We start from the raw sequence: 19,126 nt of genomic DNA on the forward strand, positions 1-19,126 counted from the left end.
GTCGCCGCCGGGGTGTTCGTCACCGCGTACGCGCTGGCGGGCCGCGAGCGCGGCCTCGGCCGCATCGCGGCCCTGCTGATACCTCTGGAGCTGGCCGCCGACACGGTGTTCACCACCGGCCAGAACGCCTGCTACGGCCGGGCGGGCGGCCCGATCGCGGGCCCGCTGCACGCGGTCGGTTTCGACGTGCTGTGCCAGGGCGGTGCGGTCGGCACCCCCCTGGCCCAGATGACCGGCGCCTCCGGGCGGACCGGGGCCCTGCTCGCCCACGCGAGCCCGGCCACCGCCTGGCTGCTGCTCGCCGCGCACATCGGGGTCGGCCTGCTCGCCGCCGCCTGGCTCCGCCGGGGCGAGCGGGCGCTGACCCAGTTGCTGCGCGCGGTCGCCGCCACCACCTTCCGGCCGCTGCTGCTGGCGGTCGCGGCGGGCGCCGTACGGCCGGCCCCCGCCCGTCGGCTGCCCCGCCCGGCCCCGCGGCCGGCCGCCGCCCGCGACCGGCTTCTCGTGCACTCCCTGGGACGGCGTGGACCACCGTGCTCGCCCGCTCCCGCCGCCTGCTGAGCGGCGGGGCCTGAGCAAACCGAGTCCCCCACACGTATCCCGCGTACGGCATGTGCGCGTCCCACACGGAGATCACTCATCATGAGCAAGCGGAACAGCCAGACGTCGAAGACGGCGGCCCGGGAACGGCTGCGCGAGGAGCGCGAGCGTCAGGCCAAGCGCGCCAAGACCAGGCGGCAGCTCATCGTGGCCGCCTCGGTCGTGGCCGTGCTGGCCGCGGCCGGCGGCATCGGCTACGCCGTCGTCCAGGCCAACAAGCCCAGCCACTGGGAGGGCATGAAGACCGCCACGGTCGTCGCACCGGCCAACACCTCCGGCACGGACGGCACCACGGTCGTCATCGGCAAGGACACCGCGAAGAAGACCCTCAAGATCTACGAGGACCCGCGCTGCCCGATATGCGCCCAGTTCGAGCAGACCGTCGGCTCGACCGTGAAGAAGGACATCGACGACGGCAAGTTCAAGTTCCAGTACGTCGGCGCCACGTTCATCGACCTGCACGACAACGGCGAGGGCTCCAAGAACGCCCTCAGCGCCCTCGGCGCCGCGCTGAACGTCAGCCCCGAGGCGTTCCTCGACTACAAGTCCGCGCTGTACTCGGCGAAGTGGCACCCGGACGAGACGGCCGACAAGTTCAAGGACGACAACTACCTCATCCAGGTCGCGAACACCGTCCCGGCGCTGAAGGACAACACGAAGTTCCAGGACGCGGTCAAGAAGGGCACCTACGACGCCTGGGCGATGCGCATGTCGAAGACCTTCGACGACAACAAGGACGGCGTGACCGGCACCCCGGGCTTCGTCATGAACGGCAAGCAGCTCAACGGCGGCAGCCCGCTGCTGACGGTGGCCGACTTCGACAGGGTGGTGGACGCGGCTCTCAAGGGCTGACGGCCCGGCGGAATCCGATCTTCCCGTGAAGAGCGGGCGAACATCGGGAGTTCGCCCGCTCTCGCGTGCGTACTGGTCAGTAACCTGATCATCCGTGACCAGTCGAAACAGATCACTTCCGGCCGCCGAAGGCCGCAACTCCTTCTCCCCTCGCCGCCGTACGGTCGTCAAGGCCGCGGCGGCGACCGCTGTACTGGCCGGCCCCCTCGCCGCCGCCCTGCCGGCCCGAGCCGCCGCGGACACCCCCGCCTTCCTGCACGGCGTCGCCTCCGGCGACCCGCTGCCCGACGGCGTCCTGCTGTGGACCCGCGTGACTCCGACCTCCGGTGCCATACCCGGTTCCGGCATGGGCCCGGACACCGAGGTGAGCTGGGTCGTCGCCAGGGACAAGGCGCTCACCAGCGTCGTCGCCAAGGGCTCCGTCACCGCGACCGCCGCCTCCGACCACACCGTGAAGGCCGACGTCCGCGGTCTGGAGCCGGCGACCGACTACTGGTTCCGGTTCTCGGCCGGCGGCACCGACTCGCCGGTGGCCCGCACCCGCACCGCGCCCGCGGCGGACGCGAACGTGGCCGGACTGCGCTTCGGCGTGGTCACCTGCGCCAACTGGGAGGCCGGCTACTTCGCCTCCTACCGGCACCTCGCGGCCCGCAACGACCTGGACGCCTGGCTGCACCTCGGCGACTACATCTACGAGTACAAGTCCGGCGAGTACGCGGCACGCGGCACGGTCGTCCGACCGCACGCGCCGGCCAACGAGACCATCACGCTCGCCGACTACCGGATCCGGCACGCGAAGTACAAGACCGACCCCGACCTGCGGGCCCTGCACCTGAAGGCGCCGGTCGTCGCGATCTGGGACGACCACGAGTTCGCCGACAACGCATGGTCGGGCGGCGCGGTCAACCACACCGAGGGCGCCGAGGGCACCTGGACCGCCCGCAGGGCGGCCGCCAAGCAGGCCTACTTCGAGTGGATGCCGGTGCGCCCGGCCATCGAGGGCACCACCTACCGGCGGCTGCGCTTCGGCAGGCTCGCCGACCTGTCCCTGCTGGATCTGCGCTCCTTCCGCTCCCAGCAGGTGTCCGCGGGCAACGGCTCGGTGGACGACCCGAACCGGACCATCACCGGCCGCGCCCAGCTGGACTGGCTGAAGGCGGGACTGAAGGCCTCCGACACCAGGTGGCGGCTGGTCGGCAACTCGGTGATGATCGCGCCGTTCGTCGTCGGCTCCCTCACCGCCGACCTGCTCAAGCCGCTCGCCAAGCTGCTCGACCTGCCGCAGGACGGCATCGGCGTCAACACCGACCAGTGGGACGGCTACACCCACGACCGCCGCGAGCTCCTCGACCACCTGCGCTCGAACAGCATCGGCAACACCGTCTTCCTGACCGGTGACATCCACATGTCCTGGGCCAACGACGTGCCGGTGGACGCGGGCACCTACCCGCTGTCGCCCTCGGCGGCCACCGAGTTCGTGATCACATCGGTGACCTCCGACAACCTCGACGACATCGTCAAGGTTCCCGAGGGCACGGTCTCCGCGGTCGCCGCGCCGCTCATCGAGGCCGCGAACCGGCACGTCCACTGGGTGGACACCGACCGGCACGGCTACGGCGTGCTCGACATCACCGCCGACCGCGCGCAGATGGACTACTACGTCCTGTCCGACCGCACGGACGCGAACGCGACCTCCAAGTGGGTGCGCTCCTACCGCACCCGCAGCGGCACCCAGAAGGTGGAGCGGACCTACGCCCCGGTGTAGCGGACCGCTACAGCGACTCGAGGAAGCCGAGCGCCACCCGCCAGGTGGTCTCGGCGGCCTCGGCGTCGTAGTCGGGGAGTTCGGGGTCGGTGTAGAGGTGCCCGGCCCCGAGGTACCGGTAGACCTCCACGTCGGCGCCCGCCCGGCCCATCTGCAGATACCAGGCGCTCAGCCAGTCGTCCGTCTCGAACGGGTCCGGCTCGGCCACGTGCAGCTGCACCGGCAGCTCGTCCACGTGCGCGTTCGGCGCGACGTCCGACGTGCCGTGCAGGAGCAGCAGCCCGCGCGCCTTGTCGTCGCCGAGGGCGAGGGTCTGCGCGACGGAGGCGCCGAGCGAGAACCCGGCGTACACCAGCCCCCGTTCCGAGTACGGCGCCGCCGCCAGCACGGCCCGCTTCAGCAGTTCCTCCTTGCCGATCCGCTCCTTGGACTCCATGCCCTCCTCGACTGTCTCGAAGGTGCGCCCCTCGAAGAGGTCCGGCGTCCACACCTCGTGGCCCGCCGCGCGCAGCCGGTCCGCGGCCTCGCGCACCGCGGGCCGCAGCCCGTAGGTCGAGTGAAAAAGCATGATGTTCATGAGGCCATGGTGCCAGCAGGGAATCTCCCCGCCGTATCTCGGCACTACCCACCACGTCACCGAAGTCACATGTTCGTCGGCCGCCGAAGCCGGTTACGTTCGAAGGCATGGAGACCGTACTCCGTCCCGTGATCGTCATCGGCGGGTCCGTGTTCCTGACCGTTCTCATCGGCTGGGCCACGGACCTGCTGCTACGCAAGGCCGACGCACGCCACCGAGAGACCCCCTTGTGGGACCGGCTGCGGCGCGCCCGCGTCCCCTTCCAGCTGGTGATCTGCGCCGCCCTGCTCAGAGGCTCCTACGACCAGGCGCAACTGCTCGAGGAACACCGCGTCGGCATCGGTCGGACGCTGACCCTGGTGCTGATCGGGGCGGCGGCCTGGCTGGTGATCCGGATCGCGGCCGCGATCGTCGAGACCTCGTACAGCCGCTACGCGCGCATCCACCACGACGCGGCGCGGGTCCGGCGGGTGCGCACCCAGGTGTCGCTGATCATGCGCGTGGTGTCGGCGATCGTCGGCGTGGTCGCGGCGGCCTCGATGCTGCTGACCTTCCCGGCGATGCGCGCGGCCGGCGCCTCCCTGCTGGCCTCCGCCGGTGTCGTCGGCATCGTGGCCGGTGTCGCCGCCCAGTCGACACTGTCGAACATGTTCGCCGGGCTCCAGATCGCCTTCGGCGACATGGTGCGTATCGGCGACACGGTCGTCGTGGACAAGGAGTGGGGCACGGTCGAGGAGATCACCCTGACCTTTCTGACGGTGCGGACCTGGGACGAGCGCCGGATCACCATGCCGGTGTCGTACTTCACCTCCAAGCCCTTCGAGAACTGGTCGCGGGGCACCCCGCAGATGACCGGCATCGTCTACTGGCACCTCGACCACAGCGCGCCCGTGGAGGCGATGCGCGAGAAGCTGCGCGACATCCTGCGCCAGTGCGCGGCCTGGGACGGCCGCGCCTACGGCCTGGTGGTGACCGACACGACACCGAACACCATCCAGGTGCGCGCGCTGGTGACCGCGAAGGACGCGGACGACATCTGGACGGTGCGGGTCGCGGTCCGCGAGCAGATGATCACCTGGCTGTCGGCGGAGCACCCCTACGCGCTGCCCCGGGTCAACACCTCGGACGCGGTGCTCCCGCCGTACCGCGTGCCGTCGCCCGACAGCGACTTCCTGCGCAAGGCCTACGACTTCCCGCGCACCGGCCGGCGGTGACCGGCCGCGGGTCAGTGGCCCCGCTCGGCGCCCCCGTTGACCTGGATCACCTGTGAGGTGATGTGGGCGGCGGCGGGCGAGGCCAGCCAGTGCAGGGTCGCCGCCACGTCACCGGGTCTGCCGGCCCGGCCCGTGGAGGTCTCGGCGATGAGCAGCTGCCGCCGCTCCTCGGACATCGCGTCGCCGAAGAACTCGGTGTCCTCGACGTACCCGGGCGCGACCACGTTCACGGTGATGCCCCGTGGCCCCAGCTGGCGTGCCAGGTCGTGGGCGTAGGGGTGCAGCGCGGCCTTGGCCGCCGCGTAGGCGCCGCTGCCCGAGCCCCGCTGGGCGGCGATGGAGCTCAGGAAGAGCACCCGGCCGCCCGGCTCGGCGAGCCGCTCCTTCAGCGCCTCGGTGAGAAGCGCGGCGCTGAGGGTGTTGAGCCGGAAGCTGAGGGTCCAGGCGTGGGCCACCCCGTCCAGCGGGTCGTCGCTGTCCGCCGGGGCTTCGAGGCCTCCCGAGCCTCCGGCGCTGTGCACGAGCACGTCGACGGTGCCGAACTCGTCGGCGACGAAGCGGGCGACGCCCCGCACGTCAGCGGGCTCGGTCAGGTCCGCCGCGTGGGTGAGCGCGTCCGGCACCCCCGCCTTCGCCAGCACCTCCGCGCGCCGCCCGAGCAGCAGCACCCGGTCCCCGTCCGCGGCGAAGGCCCGCGCCGTCGCCAGCCCGATGCCCGTACCGCCACCACTGATCACGATGTTGCGAGTCATGATCCGAGAGTAGGAGCGTGCCGCCGACCCCGCTTGCGGTTGTCCACAGAGGCAACCTGTTCGTATTACCGCAGGCTGCGTACATCGAGATGTCTGAGCACCCGGTCCACGATCTCCGGATCCGCCCCCGGCTCGCTCCGCGCGGCCAGCACCTCGTGCCGCGCCGCGCTCATCATCTCGCCCTGGATGCGCCGGACCCGCTTGAGCCGCCGGGCCCGCTGGTGGTGCGCCTCCCGCCGCTCCTCCTCCCCCATGTCCGGGCTGATCCGGATCCCGATGTCGAAGGCCTGCCGCAGCATCTGCTCGGACAGCTCCTCGGGCAGGTCCTCCACCTGCTCGATCTCCCGCAGCCGGCGTTTGGCCGCCTTCGCGGCGCGCACCGCCAGCTCCTTCTCGACCTCCTTCTCACGCTCGGAGTCGGCCCGCACCCCGAGCCGCTTCACCAGCCACGGCAGGGTCAGCCCCTGGAGCACCAGCGTGGCGATGATCACGCCGAAGGCGATGAACACAATCTCGTCGCGGTCGGGGAAGGGCGACCCGTTGTCGGTCCGCAGCGGGATGGCCAGCGCCAGCGCCACCGAGGCCACCCCGCGCATCCCGGACCACCACATCACGATGGTCTCCCGCCAGCTCGTCGGGATCTCCTCGTCCAGGTCCCGGCGGGCGTGCAGCCGCTTGGTCAGCCAGGTCGCCGGCAGCAGCCACAGCAGCCGTACGACGACGACCACGCCCACGACGGCGGCCGCCCAGCCGAGCAGCTCGCCCCACCGCCCGCTCGCCGTGCGGATGGCGCTGTGCATCTCCAGGCCGATCAGCCCGAAGGCGACGCCCGTGACGAGGGTGTCGATGATGTCCCAGAAGGTGTGCCCGGCCAGCCGGGTCATCACGTCGTCGGCGCCGGTGGCGTACTCCGCGAGGAAGAGGGCCGTGGTGAGCACGGCGAGCACGCCGGAACCGCCCAGCTTCTCCGCGAGCACGTAGGAGGCGTACGGCACCAGCAGGGTCATGCCGATCTGGAGGGTCGGATCGCCGAGCAGGTCCATGAGCCGGTTCGCGCCCCAGCCCAGCAGCAGTCCCACGACCACCGCGACGACGGCGGACAGCACCAGCGCGAGGCCGGCCTGCCATGCCGAGAACGTGCCGCTCACGACGGCGGCGATCGCCACGTGGTAGAGCACGATGGCCGTGACGTCGTTGAAGAGCCCCTCGCCCTCCAGGATCGACACCAGGCGGCGCGGCGGCCCGAGCTGCCCGGCGACGCTGGTCGCGGCGACCGGGTCGGGCGGGGCGATGAGGGCGCCGAGCGCGATGGCGGCGGCGATCGGCAGCCCGGGCACGATGGCGCTGGCAACATACGCGACACACACCGTGGTCACGAACACCAGCGCGACGGCCAGCAGGAAGATCGGGCGCTTGTTGGCCGCGAACTGCCGCCAGGAGGTCCGCCGTACGGCCGCGTAGAGCAGCGGCGGCAGCAGTCCCGGCAGGATCAGCTCGGGCGCGATGTGCACGTTGGGCACGAAGTCGGCCACCGCCAGGACCCCGCCGAACAGCGTCATCAGCACCGGCGCCGGCACCCCGAAGCGGTCCCCCACCGGGACGCTCACCAGGGCCCCGAGCAGCAGGGCGAACAGCAAAGCCAACTGATCCACGGCCGGCGCTCCGGGAGTCGACGATCACACGGCAGGCCTCAAGCCTGCCACGCCGTCCGCGCACCGACCGTTCCGGCCCCTTCGGCCCGCCGGGGCTGCCTTACCCCCGCTCACCGGCGCTTTCGGCAGCCGCTACAGGGCGCGGCGCATCGCCCGGTGGGGTATGCCCGCGTCGGGGAACTCCGGGCCGTACGCCTCGTAGCCGAGGCGCTCGTAGAAGCCCAGCGCGTGGGTCTGCGCGTGCAGGTCCACCGCGCCGAGGCCACGCGCGCGTGCCGCGTCCTCGATGGCCCGCACGAGGGCGGCGCCGACGCCGAGCCCGCGCGCCTCCCGGGAGACGGCGAGCCGCCCGAGGGAGCCCACCGCCGGGTCCCCGCCGGTCTTCGACGCGGCCGCCTCGCCGGACAGCAGCCGCCCGGTGCCGAGCGGCGCGCCGTCCGCGCGGACCGCCAGCACGTGCACGGCGACCGCGTCGTAGGCGTCGTACTCGATGTCCTCGTCCACCCCCTGCTCGACGACGAAGACCTCCTTGCGGACCGCGAAGCAGGCCTCGCGGTCGGCGGGGTCCTCGGCGACGCGGACGGTGTACGCGGCGCTCACCCGTACGTCTCCTCACGGACCTGGTCGAGGGCCTTGCCGAGGTCCTCGGGGTAGTCGCTCTCGAACTCCACCCAGCGCCCGTCCCCCGGGTGCTCGAAGCCGAGCCGTACGGCGTGCAGCCACTGCCGGGACAGGCGCAGCCGCTTGGCCAGGGTGGGGTCGGCGCCGTAGGTGAGGTCGCCGACGCAAGGGTGGCGGTGGGCGGCCATGTGGACGCGGATCTGGTGGGTGCGGCCGGTCTCCAGCTTCACGTCCAGCAGGGAGGCGGCTCGGAAGGCCTCGATGAGGTCGTAGTGCGTCACCGAGGGCTTGCCCTCGGCCGTCACCGCCCACTTGTAGTCGTGGTTGGGGTGGCGGCCGATCGGGGCGTCGATGGTGCCGCTCGTCGGGTCCGGGTGGCCCTGGACCAGGGTGTGGTAGCGCTTGTCGACGGTGCGCTCCTTGAACTGGCGCTTGAGCGACGTGTACGCGTACTCCGACTTGGCGACCACCATCAGGCCGGAGGTGCCGACGTCGAGGCGGTGCACGATGCCCTGGCGCTCGGCCGCGCCGGAGGTGGAGATCCGGTAGCCGGCGGCGGCGAGTCCGCCGATGACGGTCGGGCCGGACCAGCCCGGCGAGGGGTGCGCGGCCACGCCGACCGGCTTGACGATCACGACCACGTCATCGTCGTCGTGCACGATCTCCATGCCCTCGACCGGCTCGGCGACCACCTGCACCGGCGCGGGCGCCTGCGGCATCTCGACCTCCAGCCAGGCGCCTCCGCGGACCCGCTCGGACTTGCCGACCACCGCGCCGTCGACCTGGACCTTGCCGGACGCGGCCAGCTCGGCCGCCTTCGTGCGGGAGAAGCCGAACATGCGGGAGATGGCGGCGTCGACGCGCTCGCCCTCCAGGCCGTCGGGCACGGGCAGGGTACGGATCTCGGGAATCGTGCTCACCCGTCGAGTATGCCGGACGGGCCGAAGGCCACCGAACGGGCCTGTGGACAACTCCTGCCCGCGATCAGTCCTTGTGGACCGTGCCGTCCGGGTCCAGGCCGCGGAAGGACAGCAGCACGATCAGGATGCCGCCGCACACGATCGCCGAGTCGGCGAGGTTGAAGACCGCGAAGCCCTTGGGCGCGATGAAGTCCACGACCTGGCCCTCGAAGACGCCCGGCGCCCGGAAGATCCGGTCGGTGAGGTTGCCGAGCGCGCCGCCGAGCAGCAGGCCGAGCGCGATCGCCCAGGGGAAGCTGTAGAGCTTGCGGGCCAGGCGCATGATCACCACGATCACCGCGGCGGCGATCACCGTGAAGATCACGGTGAAGGCCGCGCCGAAGCCGAAGGCGGCGCCCGGGTTGCGGATGGCGTGCAGCTCCAGCAGGTCCCCGACGAGCCTGATCGGCGTGTGGCCCTCCAGCTTGGCTACCACCAGCGTCTTGCTGATCAGGTCGAGGGCGTACGCGAACGCGGCCACGCCGAACAGCACGGCGATCCGGCGCCCGCGGCCGGGCCGCCGCTGCGCCGGGGTCTGCTGCTCGCCGGTGCCGGCCGCGGCGGAGCCGGCGGACGTTCCGGCCGCTGTCCGCTCGCCGCCGTCGTCCGGGGTGTCCGGCGTACCGATGATGCGCTCCGCCTCTGCCACGTGAGTCCCTCAACCTTAGGTGCCTGACTGGGCACGAGACTACGGCACCGCCCGCACGCTCAGGACCTGCGTTCCTGCTTCTGTTTGCACTCCACGCACAGGGTGGCCCGGGGGAACGCCTGCATACGGGCCTTGCCGATGGGGTCGCCACAGTTCTCGCACAGGCCGTAGGTGCCCGCGTCCAGCCGTTCCAGGGCGCGCTCGGTCTGGATCAGCATTTCGCGCGCGTTGGCGGCGAGCGCCATCTCGTGCTCGCGCGTGATGTTCTTGGTCCCGGTGTCGGCCTGGTCGTCGCCCGCCCCGTCGCCGGAGTCGCGCATCAGGCCGACGAGGGACGCCTCGGACGAGCTGATCTCCTCGCGCAGCCGCTCCATCTCGGACTGCAGCTCCGAGCGGGCCTCCGCGACCTCTGGCGCGGTCCAGGGGTCCTCGCCGGGGCGCACCGCCAGCTCGCCGGGCTCCACCGCGCCGATCCGCGCCTTGGGAACGCCGGTCTCCGCCGTGGCCGTGCCAGGAGTCTTCTTCGCAACCACTGTCGTGGCTCCCGTCTGCTTCGCGGCCCGCGCCGCGCCCGCTTTCTTGGCCGTGCTCTTCCCGTCCCGCGCCGTGGCGGGTCCCTCGGCGGCCGCGCGCCCGCCGCCGGCTTTCCCGCGGACGGCCTTCTCGCCGGTGGCCGTCTTCCTGGCCGCCGTCTTCTTGGCCGCCGTCTTCTTGGCGGTCGTCCTCCCGGCCGTCTTCTTGGCGGCGGTCTTCTTCGCCGCCGTGTGCCCGGCGGCCTCCTCGGCGGCAGCCGCCTTCTCCACGACCGGCTTCACGACGGCTCCCTTCTTCGCGGCCGCCTTCTCGGCCACCGCATCGGCGTCCCCCTCCCTCGCCGCGGCCTTCTTGGCCGTGGCCTTCTTCGCGGCGGCCATGCCGGCGGCCGCCTTCTTCCGTGTGGCCCCGCCGGTGGCGGACGCCGTCCCGGCGGCCGCCTCCCCGGACGCCGCCCCTGATGTGCTCGAGGGCGCCTTCTTCGCCGAGGTCCTCTTCGCCGCGGGCTCCCCGGGCAGCGGTTCGGGTCCGGCCCGCTCCGCGGCGCCTCTCGAACGCCCTGTGCCGCCGCCCTCCTCCCCCGGCGGGTCGCCGGAGGGGGCCCGCGCCGTCTTCACGAGCTTGGTCCGCCCGGGGGACGCGGCCCTCGTGTGCGTGCTGTTCTTCCCGGCCGCTTTCCCGGCCTCGCCACCGGAGGCAGCCGCACCGCCGGAAACGGCCGCGCCCCTGGCCCGGCCGGGCGCCGGCTGCTGTACGGCGGTCTTTTTCGCCACCATGGCCGCGGCCCCTTCACATATTGTGATCTTGCTCGCGAATCGTGCTGGGACGATAAATCGACTTGAGTCCCGCGGCAACGGGGCACACCGCCCGATTCGCCCGCCCGCACCCCCCCGTGCAGCGGGCCTGCATCCGTTGTGCCCCGCTCCCCGCCGGGTAATCCGCCAGGCCCGGGCATCCCCGGATGCGAGCACCCGAACCCTCGCCATTCGGGTCATCCCACCCGCTCCCCCGCCGACCGCGCCGGCCGCCCCGAAAAGCGGTCGGCCGCTGTCCGCGCGGCGCCGTACACTGGGCGGAGCGAAAAGCGTGGATGGGGACGAGTAGCGGCGTACGCAGCCCAGAGCGACCCGGGGACGGTGTGAGCCCGGGGGCGAGCGCGACGCGAAGATCACCCCGGAGCCGCCGGAAGAAAGCCTCGGCCGACAGGCCGGGGCCGTTAGACCCGGCTTCGCGAACCCAATGAGGGGGCTCACCGGCGTGTACGGCACGGCGGCGGGCCAAGGAGGGTGGTACCGCGGGAGCGCGCCGCACACGGCGTCCACAGGATCGAAGGCTCTCGTCCCTCCGACGGAAGGCAGCAAGTCCGTTGGAGGATGCTCGCAGATGACAGCGCCGACGTACCGCCAGGTGCCCGCCCAGGTCGACCTGCCCGCGCTTGAGCACGCCGTGCTCGACTTCTGGCGCGACCAGAAGATCTTCGCCAAGAGCCTGGAGCAGTCCGAGGGCCGCCCCGAGTGGGTGTTCTACGAGGGCCCGCCCACCGCCAACGGCATGCCCGGCGCCCACCACATCGAGGCGCGCGTCTTCAAGGACGTCTTCCCCCGCTTCCGCACCATGCGCGGCTACCACGTGGCCCGCAAGGCCGGCTGGGACTGCCACGGCCTGCCCGTGGAGCTGGCCGTCGAGAAGGAGCTGGGCTTCTCCGGCAAGCAGGACATCGAGGCGTACGGCATCGCCGAGTTCAACGCCAGGTGCCGCGAGTCCGTGACCCGGCACACCGACGCCTTCGCCGAGCTGACGACCCGCATGGGCTACTGGGTCGACCTGGACGACGCCTACCGGACCATGGACCCCGAGTACGTGGAGTCGGTCTGGTGGTCGCTGAAGGAGATCTTCGGCAAGGGCCTGCTGGTCCAGGACCACCGCGTCGCCCCCTGGTGCCCGCGCTGCGGCACGGGCCTGTCCGACCACGAGCTGGCGCAGGGCTACGAGACGGTCGTCGACCCGTCCGTGTACGTCCGTTTCCCGCTCACCTCCGGTCCGCTCGCGGGCGAGGCCGCGCTCCTGGTGTGGACGACGACCCCCTGGACCCTGGTGTCCAACACGGCGGTCGCCGCGCACCCGGAGGTCACCTACGTCGTCGCCACCGACGGCGAGGAGAGGCTCGTCGTCGCCGAGCCGCTTCTCGCCAAGGCGCTCGGCGAGGGCTGGGAGACCACGGGCCAGACCTTCACCGGTGCCGAGATGGAGCGCTGGACGTATCAACGTCCGTTCGAGCTCGTGGAGTTCCCGGAGCCCGCCCACTATGTGGTCAACGCCGACTACGTCACCACCGAGGACGGTACGGGTCTGGTCCACCAGTCCCCCGCCTTCGGTGAGGACGACCTCAAGGTCTGCCGCTCCTACGGCCTGCCCGTGGTCAACCCGGTGCGCCCCGACGGCACCTTCGAGGAGGACGTGCCGCTGATCGGCGGCGTCTTCTTCAAGAAGGCCGACGAGAAGCTGACCGAGGACCTGAAGCAGCGCGGTCTCCTGTTCCGGCACCTGCCGTACGAGCACAGCTACCCGCACTGCTGGCGCTGCCACACCGCGCTGCTCTACTACGCGCAGCCCTCCTGGTACATCCGCACGACGGCCATCAAGGACCGGCTGATCCAGGAGAACGAGGGGACCAACTGGTTCCCGGAGACGGTCAAGCACGGCCGGTACGGCGACTGGCTGAACAACAACATCGACTGGGCGCTGTCCCGCAACCGCTACTGGGGCACCCCGCTGCCGATCTGGCGCTGCGAGGAGGACCACCTCACCTGCGTCGGCTCCCGCGCGGAGCTGACCCGGCTGACCGGCGCCGACCAGTCGAACCTCGACCCGCACCGCCCGTACATCGACGAGGTCACCTTCGCCTGCCCGCACGAGGACTGCGGAAGGACGGCCACGCGCGTGCCGGAGGTCATCGACGCCTGGTACGACTCGGGTTCGATGCCGTTCGCGCAGTGGGGCTACCCGTACAAGAACAAGGAGCTGTTCGAGAGCCGGTACCCGGCGCAGTTCATCTCCGAGGCGATCGACCAGACCCGCGGCTGGTTCTACACGCTGATGGCCGTCGGCACCCTGGTCTTCGACAAGTCGTCGTACGAGAACGTCGTCTGTCTCGGCCACATCCTCGCCGAGGACGGCCGCAAGATGTCCAAGCACCTGGGCAACATCCTGCAGCCGATCCCGCTCATGGACCAGCACGGCGCGGACGCGGTGCGCTGGTTCATGGCGGCCGGCGGTTCCCCGTGGGCGGCCCGTCGGGTCGGCCACGGCACCATCCAGGAGGTCGTCCGCAAGACCCTGCTGACGTACTGGAACACGGTCGCCTTCCAGGCGCTGTACGCGCGTACGTCCGAGTGGGCGCCCAGCGCGGCCGACCCGGCCCCGGCCGAGCGCCCGCTACTGGACCGCTGGCTGCTGTCCGAGCTGCACGCGCTCACCGACCAGGTGACGCAGTCCCTGGAGGCGTACGACACCCAGCGCGCCGGCAAGCTGCTGTCCGCGTTCGTCGACGACCTCTCGAACTGGTACGTCCGCCGCTCGCGCCGCCGCTTCTGGCAGGGCGACAAGGCCGCGCTGCGCACCCTGCACGAGGTGCTGGAGACGGTCACGAAGCTGATGGCCCCGATCACCCCGTTCATCACCGAGCGGGTGTGGCAGGACCTGGTCGTGCCGGTCACCCCGGGCGCGCCGGAGTCCGTGCACCTGGCCGGCTGGCCGGAGGCGGACCTCACCGCGATCGACCCCGAGCTGTCCCGGCAGATGGTCCTGGTCCGCCGGCTGGTGGAGCTGGGCCGCGCCACGCGCGCGGAGTCGGGCGTCAAGACCCGTCAACCGCTGTCCCGTGCGCTGATCGCGGCGACCGGCTTCGAGGCCCTGGACCGCGAGCTGCACACGCAGATCACGGAGGAGCTGAACGTCTCCTCGCTGGCGTCGCTCTCCGAGGTCGGCGGCTCACTGGTGGACACGACCGCCAAGGCCAACTTCCGTGCTCTCGGCAAGCGGTTCGGCAAGCGGGTCCAGGACGTGGCGAAGGCCGTCGCGAACGCGGACGCGGCCGCGCTGTCGCTGGCGCTGCGCCAGGGCACGGCCTCGGTGGAGGTCGACGGCGAGACGATCACGCTCGCGCCCGACGAGGTGATCATCACCGAGACGCCGCGCGAGGGCTGGTCGGTGGCCTCCGACTCGGGGGCCACGGTCGCCCTGGACCTGGAGATCACCGAGGAGTTGCGGCAGGCGGGCCTGGCCCGTGACGCGATCCGGCTGATCCAGGAGGCCCGCAAGAACAGCGGCCTGGACGTCGCCGACCGGATCGCGCTGCGCTGGACCTCCACGGACCCGGCGGTGATCGCGGCCCTGTCCGAGCACGCCGGGCTGATCGCCGAGGAGGTCCTGTCGACCGACTTCGCCCAGGGCGAGGCGGACGGCACCTACGGCGAGCCGTTCACGGACGAGGGCCTGTCCCTCACGTTCCGCCTGCGCAAGGCGTAGACACCGGCCAGGAAGGGCCCGGCTCCCCCGTGGGGCCGGGCCCTTCTCCGATTCCTCCACCGCGCGAGGGGGGGGGTGGCGAACCGCCACTCGGTCCCGTACCGCATCCCGGCCGCCCGAGCACGGGCGCCGGATCCGAGCTGGACCCCGCCCGTGACCGTGCCGGATCGGCGCCTCCACCGAGTCCACCGAGTCCGATCGCGTCGGGTCCGGTCCCGCAGCCCGCCGACACCCTCGTCAACCCGCGTAAAAAGGGCGGGACCCCGGACCGAAGCCCGGGGTCCCGCCCTGAACGCTGCCGACGCCGTTGTCGTACTAGTTCCCGCGGCCTGTCAGTTGTCGTCCTCGTCGATCAGGAACCCGCGCATCGGCGAGGGCGCCTGGCCCATCGGGGACGGACCCTGCGGACGGACCGGAGCCATGGGCTGGGTCATCGCGGGGGTCATCTGCTGCTGGCCGCCGTAGGACGGGCCGGACGGAGCGGGGCCGCCGCCCATCGTCTGGTTGCCGCCGTAGGACGGGGCACCGGCCGGGGCCATGGAGGGCGCCGGGGACGGCGGCAGCGAGGCCGTCGCGGGGGTCCGCGGCGGGGCCAGGGAGTCGTCGGCCTGGGTCTCCAGCTGGCGCAGCTGGGACTCGAGGTACGACTTCAGACGCGTGCGGTACTCGCGCTCGAAGCCGCGCAGGTCCTCGACCTTGCGCTCCAGCGTGGCGCGGGCGGACTCCAGGGAGCCCATCGCGACGCGGTGCTTCTCCTGCGCGTCCCGCTCCAGGGCGTCGGCCTTGGCACGGGCGTCACGCTCCAGACCCTCGGCGCGGCTGCGGGCCTCGCCGACGATCTTGTTTGCCTCGGAGCGGGCCTCGGCGATCGCCTGGTCGGCGGTCTGCTGGGCCAGCGAGAGGACTCGGGCGGCGCTGTCGCCACCGGGGCCCTGACCGGGGCCGCCCATCGGACCGCCCATGGGGCCACCCATGGGACCGCCCATCGGGCCACCCATCTGCTGCTGCATGGGCGGCTGACCGCCCATGGGGCCCTGACCCATCGGACCCTGACCCATCGGCCCCTGGCCCATCGGGACCCGTACTATGGGACCGGGACCCTGCGGGCCACCCTGACCGCCGGGGCCGGCGGGCAGCTGCGGGGCACCGCTCGGCAGCTGGGGCGGGCCACCCATGGGGCCACCCATCTGCTGCTGCGGCGGGCCCGATATGCCGGCGGGCACCGGCGCGCCGGGACCTCGCATGCCCTGCTGCGGCATCCCCGGCTGAGGCATGCCCTGCTGCGGCATACCCTGCTGGGGCATGCCCTGCTGGTCCTGCTCCGGAGGCTTACGCGCGTTCTGCTGGTTCTGCGCGGCGGCACGCGTCGCGGCGGCCAGCTTGGCGCGCAGGTCCTCGTTCTCGCGGAGCAGACGGGTCAGTTCGGCTTCGACCTCGTCGAGGAAGGCATCGACCTCGTCCTCGTCATAGCCTTCTCGGAGGCGGACGGTCGTGAACTGCTTGTTCCGCACGTCCTCGGGGGTCAACGGCATCTCTTCACCTCAACGTAGTCATCGGCAGTCGGCAAGACCGGATCGTCCACAGGCTCATCTCACGAAGTTCTGCACGATGGCAATGAGAATGTAGACGATGATCATCAGTACGAAGAAGGACAGGTCGAGCGCCACGCCCCCGAGACGCAGCGGCGGGATGAACCGCCGCAGAAGCTTCAGCGGTGGATCGGTGACAGTGTAGGTGGCCTCCAGTACGACCACCATCGCCTTGCCGGGTTGCCATGAGCGGGCGAACTGGAAGACGTAGTCCATGACCAGCCGGAAGATGAGCACGACGAGGAACACCATCAGCGCGATGTAGATCACCTGCGCGAACACGCTCATGGCCTGCGTTTCCCTCTCCCCTGTTTCCGTGCTCTTCCGTGGCTTCGGTCCGGTCTGCGTCTCAGCTCTGGTTGAAGAACCCGCCCTCTGCGATGCGGGCCTTGTCCTCCGCCGTGACATCGACGTTAGCAGGAGACAACAGGAACACCTTCTGCGTCACCCGCTCGATGCTGCCGTGAAGACCAAACACCAAACCGGCCGCAAAGTCGACAAGTCGCTTGGCGTCTGTGTCATCCATCTCAGTCAGATTCATGATCACCGGGGTGCCCTCACGGAAGTGTTCCCCGATGGTACGGGCCTCGTTGTAGGTCCGCGGGTGCAGCGTGGTGATCCGGTAAGGCTCTCGTTCCGACACGACCTTGGGCATGATCACCGGTGCGTTCTTCTCCAGGGACTGACGTTCTTGTGTGATGGACGCCACGGGCGCGATCCGCGCCGGACGTCCCGATTCCGCGGCGAGCGAAGTCGCACGGGCCACCGGCTCGCGAGGTGCGGGCGGTTGGACGAGTCGTACCTCTTCGTCCCTTTGGGGCTGATGTGCACCATGCGACTGGTGTGACGAATCGTGCCGTCGGTGGTCTCGCTCGAGTTCCGGGTCCAGCTCCGGCTCGAAGTCGTCGTCGGGGTCGAATCCGCGGCCGTCGTACCCATCGTCCTCCACGAGGCCGAGGTAGACCGCCATCTTGCGCATCGCGCCGGCCATGCTCTGAGTCCTCCGCTCTGTGGTGGATCGGCTGACGACTGCCAAGTGCCCGCGATCCACGTGGTCGTTGTGCCCGCTTCGCGGGTACTGACCATATTTTCTGCTGTGGTCCGACTTCTTGGCGACGTTACCCGAGCCTGGGGCGGACGCCGAGTACCGCAGTGCCGACGCGCACATGTGTCGCCCCGGCCGCCACGGCCTGTTCGAGGTCCGCACTCATCCCTGCCGACACCATGGTTGCAGCCGGATGGGCTCGGCGCAGGTCAGTCGACAAATCCATGAGCCGGTCGAACGCCGCCTGTTCGCGTCCCGCGTACTCGCCGGTGAGCGGCGCGACGGTCATCAGCCCGTCGAGCCTCAGCCCCGGCGCCCCGGCGACGAGATCGGCCAACTCTTCGATTCCCGCCGGGGCCACGCCCCCGCGTTCGCCGCGGCCGCTCGCCCCCGCGTCGAGCGCCACCTGGATCAGGCAGCCCACCTCGCGCCCGGCCCGCACCGCCTCCTTCGAGAGCGCGGTGACGAGCCGGTCGCGGTCGACGGACTGCACGACATCGGCGTAACCGACCACGGAACGGACCTTGTTGGTCTGCAATTGACCGACAAAGTGCCATTTCAGCGGAAGATCCGCACAGGCGGCGGCCTTCGGCGCGGCGTCCTGGTCGCGGTTCTCGGCGACATGGCGCACACCGAGTTCCGACAGGATCCGCACATCACTCGCGGGGTAGGTCTTGGTGACCACGATCAGGGTCACCTCCTCCCGCTTGCGCCCGGACGCCACGCACGCGGCGGTGATGCGCTCCTCCACTTTCGCCAGATTCGCGGCGAGTTCGGTCCTACGGTCCGTCATGCCCCATCAGTCCAGCCACACATAGCCCGCGAGCCGCCCGGTGGTGCGGTCGCGGCGGTACGAGAAGTGTTCGTCCGACTCCAGCGTGCACACCGGTGACTGCGCCCGGTCGCACACCCCGAGCCGGTCGAGCTGGGCGTGCACTCCGGCGCTCACGTCGACCGCCGGAGTGCCCCAGCTCGTTTCAGCGTGCGCCGCCGGCTCGACGGCCGCCACCTCGGCGCGCATCGGCTCCGGCACCTCGTAGCAGCGCCCGCAGACGGCCGGGCCGGTGCGGGCGACGATCCGGTCCGGTGCGGCGCCGAGTTCGACCATGGCCCGTACGGCGGCGGGGACGATCCCCTTGACCATGCCGGGCCGGCCCGCGTGGGCCGCCGCGGCGATCCCGGCGACGGGGTCGGCGAGCAGGACCGGCACGCAGTCGGCGGTGAGGACGGCGAGGGCCAGTCCGCGGCGGGCGGTGACGACGGCGTCGACCTGGGGCACCGGGCGCTCGCCCCACGGCTCGTCCACCACGGCCACGTCCGCGCCGTGCACCTGGTTCATCCAGACGACCAGGGCGGGATCCACCCCGAGCGACTTGGCGGCGAGTTCCCGGTTGGCCCGTACGGCCTCCGGGGTGTCGCCGACCGCGCCGCCGAGGTTGAGCTCCTCATACGGAGCGGCGCTCACCCCGCCCCACCGGTCGGTGAAGGCGAAGTGCGCGCCGCTCACGCTCTCGCGCAGTCCTATCACTTGAGGAAGTCCGGCACGTCCAGCTCCTCGGCCGCGCTGTCCGCGTAGGCGGGCCGCGGCGCGGGCGGCACCGGCGGGGCGACCGGGATGTCGGCCACCGGCTCGGGCGCCGGCTCCGGCTCCTCCTTCGGCTTCACGCTGCCGAGCGAGCCGAAGGACGGGCGGCTGGGCTCGGGCTGCCGTACCGGAGCGGGCTCCTCACGCCAGGTCGAGGCGGTCCGCCAGCTGCCGGGCCACGAGGTCGTAGCCCAGATCGGTGCAG

Annotated in this window: 17 protein-coding genes and 1 pseudogene; 5 read left to right on the top strand and 13 right to left on the bottom strand. The window is 71.5% G+C overall.

The features are described from left to right. From ACWEN3_RS20280 to ACWEN3_RS20290, 3 genes are all read left to right on the top strand, one after another. Nucleotides 1–561, top strand: a 561-nt coding sequence (locus ACWEN3_RS20280; protein ID WP_452972669.1) for a hypothetical protein, incomplete at its 5' end; no start/stop codon positions are given. Nucleotides 562–642: 81 nt separating this feature from the next. Then, nucleotides 643–1,452 carry a DsbA family protein gene (locus ACWEN3_RS20285; RefSeq protein ID WP_452972672.1) on the top strand — a complete coding sequence of 270 codons (810 nt, stop codon included), beginning with the start codon at nt 643–645 and terminating at the stop codon, nt 1,450–1,452. A 94-nt stretch (nt 1,453–1,546) separates the two neighbouring features. Beyond that, complete coding sequence (locus tag ACWEN3_RS20290; RefSeq protein WP_452972674.1) at nt 1,547–3,217, top strand: alkaline phosphatase D family protein; 1,671 nt, start codon at nt 1,547–1,549, stop codon at nt 3,215–3,217. A 7-nt stretch (nt 3,218–3,224) separates the two neighbouring features. On the opposite strand, the gene ACWEN3_RS20295 is transcribed toward ACWEN3_RS20290, so the two are convergent. Further along, on the bottom strand, nt 3,225–3,794 hold the full coding sequence (locus ACWEN3_RS20295; protein WP_452972677.1) for a dienelactone hydrolase family protein: 570 nt from the start codon (nt 3,792–3,794) through the stop codon (nt 3,225–3,227). Nucleotides 3,795–3,901: 107 nt separating this feature from the next. Here ACWEN3_RS20295 and ACWEN3_RS20300 point away from each other — a divergent pair, with 107 nt between their 5' ends. Further along, on the top strand, nt 3,902–5,008 hold the full coding sequence (locus ACWEN3_RS20300) for a mechanosensitive ion channel family protein (protein WP_452972680.1): 1,107 nt from the start codon (nt 3,902–3,904) through the stop codon (nt 5,006–5,008). Nucleotides 5,009–5,019: 11 nt separating this feature from the next. Here the strand turns inward: ACWEN3_RS20300 and ACWEN3_RS20305 are convergent, their stop codons facing one another. The 6 genes from ACWEN3_RS20305 to ACWEN3_RS20330 all read right to left on the bottom strand — a co-directional run bounded on the left by ACWEN3_RS20305 (nt 5,020) and on the right by ACWEN3_RS20330 (nt 10,951). After that, entirely contained in the window at nt 5,020–5,760 is a 741-nt protein-coding gene (locus ACWEN3_RS20305) for an SDR family NAD(P)-dependent oxidoreductase (protein WP_452972683.1), read from the bottom strand. Nucleotides 5,761–5,825: 65 nt separating this feature from the next. Beyond that, nucleotides 5,826–7,412: a Na+/H+ antiporter gene (locus tag ACWEN3_RS20310; RefSeq protein ID WP_452972685.1), complete on the bottom strand. Its 1,587-nt coding sequence runs from the start codon at nt 7,410–7,412 to the stop codon at nt 5,826–5,828. A gap of 132 nt (nt 7,413–7,544) precedes the next feature. After that, complete coding sequence (locus ACWEN3_RS20315) at nt 7,545–8,012, bottom strand: GNAT family N-acetyltransferase (protein WP_452972688.1); 468 nt, start codon at nt 8,010–8,012, stop codon at nt 7,545–7,547. After that, nucleotides 8,009–8,953: an RluA family pseudouridine synthase gene (locus ACWEN3_RS20320; RefSeq protein WP_452972691.1), complete on the bottom strand. Its 945-nt coding sequence runs from the start codon at nt 8,951–8,953 to the stop codon at nt 8,009–8,011. The genes ACWEN3_RS20315 and ACWEN3_RS20320 overlap by 4 nt, the downstream gene beginning before the upstream one ends. A 64-nt stretch (nt 8,954–9,017) precedes the next feature. Then, nucleotides 9,018–9,641 carry a signal peptidase II gene (lspA, locus tag ACWEN3_RS20325; protein WP_452972694.1) on the bottom strand — a complete coding sequence of 208 codons (624 nt, stop codon included), beginning with the start codon at nt 9,639–9,641 and terminating at the stop codon, nt 9,018–9,020. A 59-nt stretch (nt 9,642–9,700) separates the two neighbouring features. Beyond that, a complete protein-coding gene (locus tag ACWEN3_RS20330) occupies nt 9,701–10,951 on the bottom strand; it encodes a TraR/DksA family transcriptional regulator (protein WP_452972696.1) in 1,251 nt (416 codons plus the stop codon). A 607-nt stretch (nt 10,952–11,558) separates the two neighbouring features. Between ACWEN3_RS20330 and ileS the strand changes: the two genes are divergently transcribed. Continuing rightward, nucleotides 11,559–14,702: an isoleucine--tRNA ligase gene (ileS, locus tag ACWEN3_RS20335; protein ID WP_452972698.1), complete on the top strand. Its 3,144-nt coding sequence runs from the start codon at nt 11,559–11,561 to the stop codon at nt 14,700–14,702. 332 nt (nt 14,703–15,034) lie between these two features. Here ileS and ACWEN3_RS20340 read toward each other — a convergent pair whose 3' ends face one another. From ACWEN3_RS20340 to ACWEN3_RS20365, 6 genes and pseudogenes are all read right to left on the bottom strand, one after another. Next, complete coding sequence (locus tag ACWEN3_RS20340; protein WP_452972700.1) at nt 15,035–16,234, bottom strand: DivIVA domain-containing protein; 1,200 nt, start codon at nt 16,232–16,234, stop codon at nt 15,035–15,037. 54 nt (nt 16,235–16,288) lie between these two features. After that, the gene (locus ACWEN3_RS20345; protein ID WP_285553895.1) at nt 16,289–16,579 is read right to left on the bottom strand and encodes a YggT family protein; all 291 of its coding nucleotides are present in this window, start codon (nt 16,577–16,579) and stop codon (nt 16,289–16,291) included. Between the two features lie 61 nt (nt 16,580–16,640). Beyond that, a complete protein-coding gene (locus ACWEN3_RS20350; protein WP_452972702.1) occupies nt 16,641–17,282 on the bottom strand; it encodes a cell division protein SepF in 642 nt (213 codons plus the stop codon). A 127-nt stretch (nt 17,283–17,409) separates the two neighbouring features. Further along, nucleotides 17,410–18,129 (bottom strand): YggS family pyridoxal phosphate-dependent enzyme, encoded by a 720-nt coding sequence (locus tag ACWEN3_RS20355; protein ID WP_452972704.1) that lies wholly within the window; start codon nt 18,127–18,129, stop codon nt 17,410–17,412. Between the two features lie 6 nt (nt 18,130–18,135). Beyond that, nucleotides 18,136–18,864, bottom strand: coding sequence for a peptidoglycan editing factor PgeF (gene pgeF / locus ACWEN3_RS20360; protein WP_452972706.1), 729 nt, complete (start codon nt 18,862–18,864; stop codon nt 18,136–18,138). Then, nucleotides 18,861–19,126 (bottom strand): annotated as a pseudogene (locus tag ACWEN3_RS20365) (hypothetical protein); the annotation flags it as partial. The gene pgeF and the pseudogene ACWEN3_RS20365, both read right to left, overlap by 4 nt.

It is taken from the genome of Streptomyces sp. NPDC004561, from assembly GCF_053602155.1.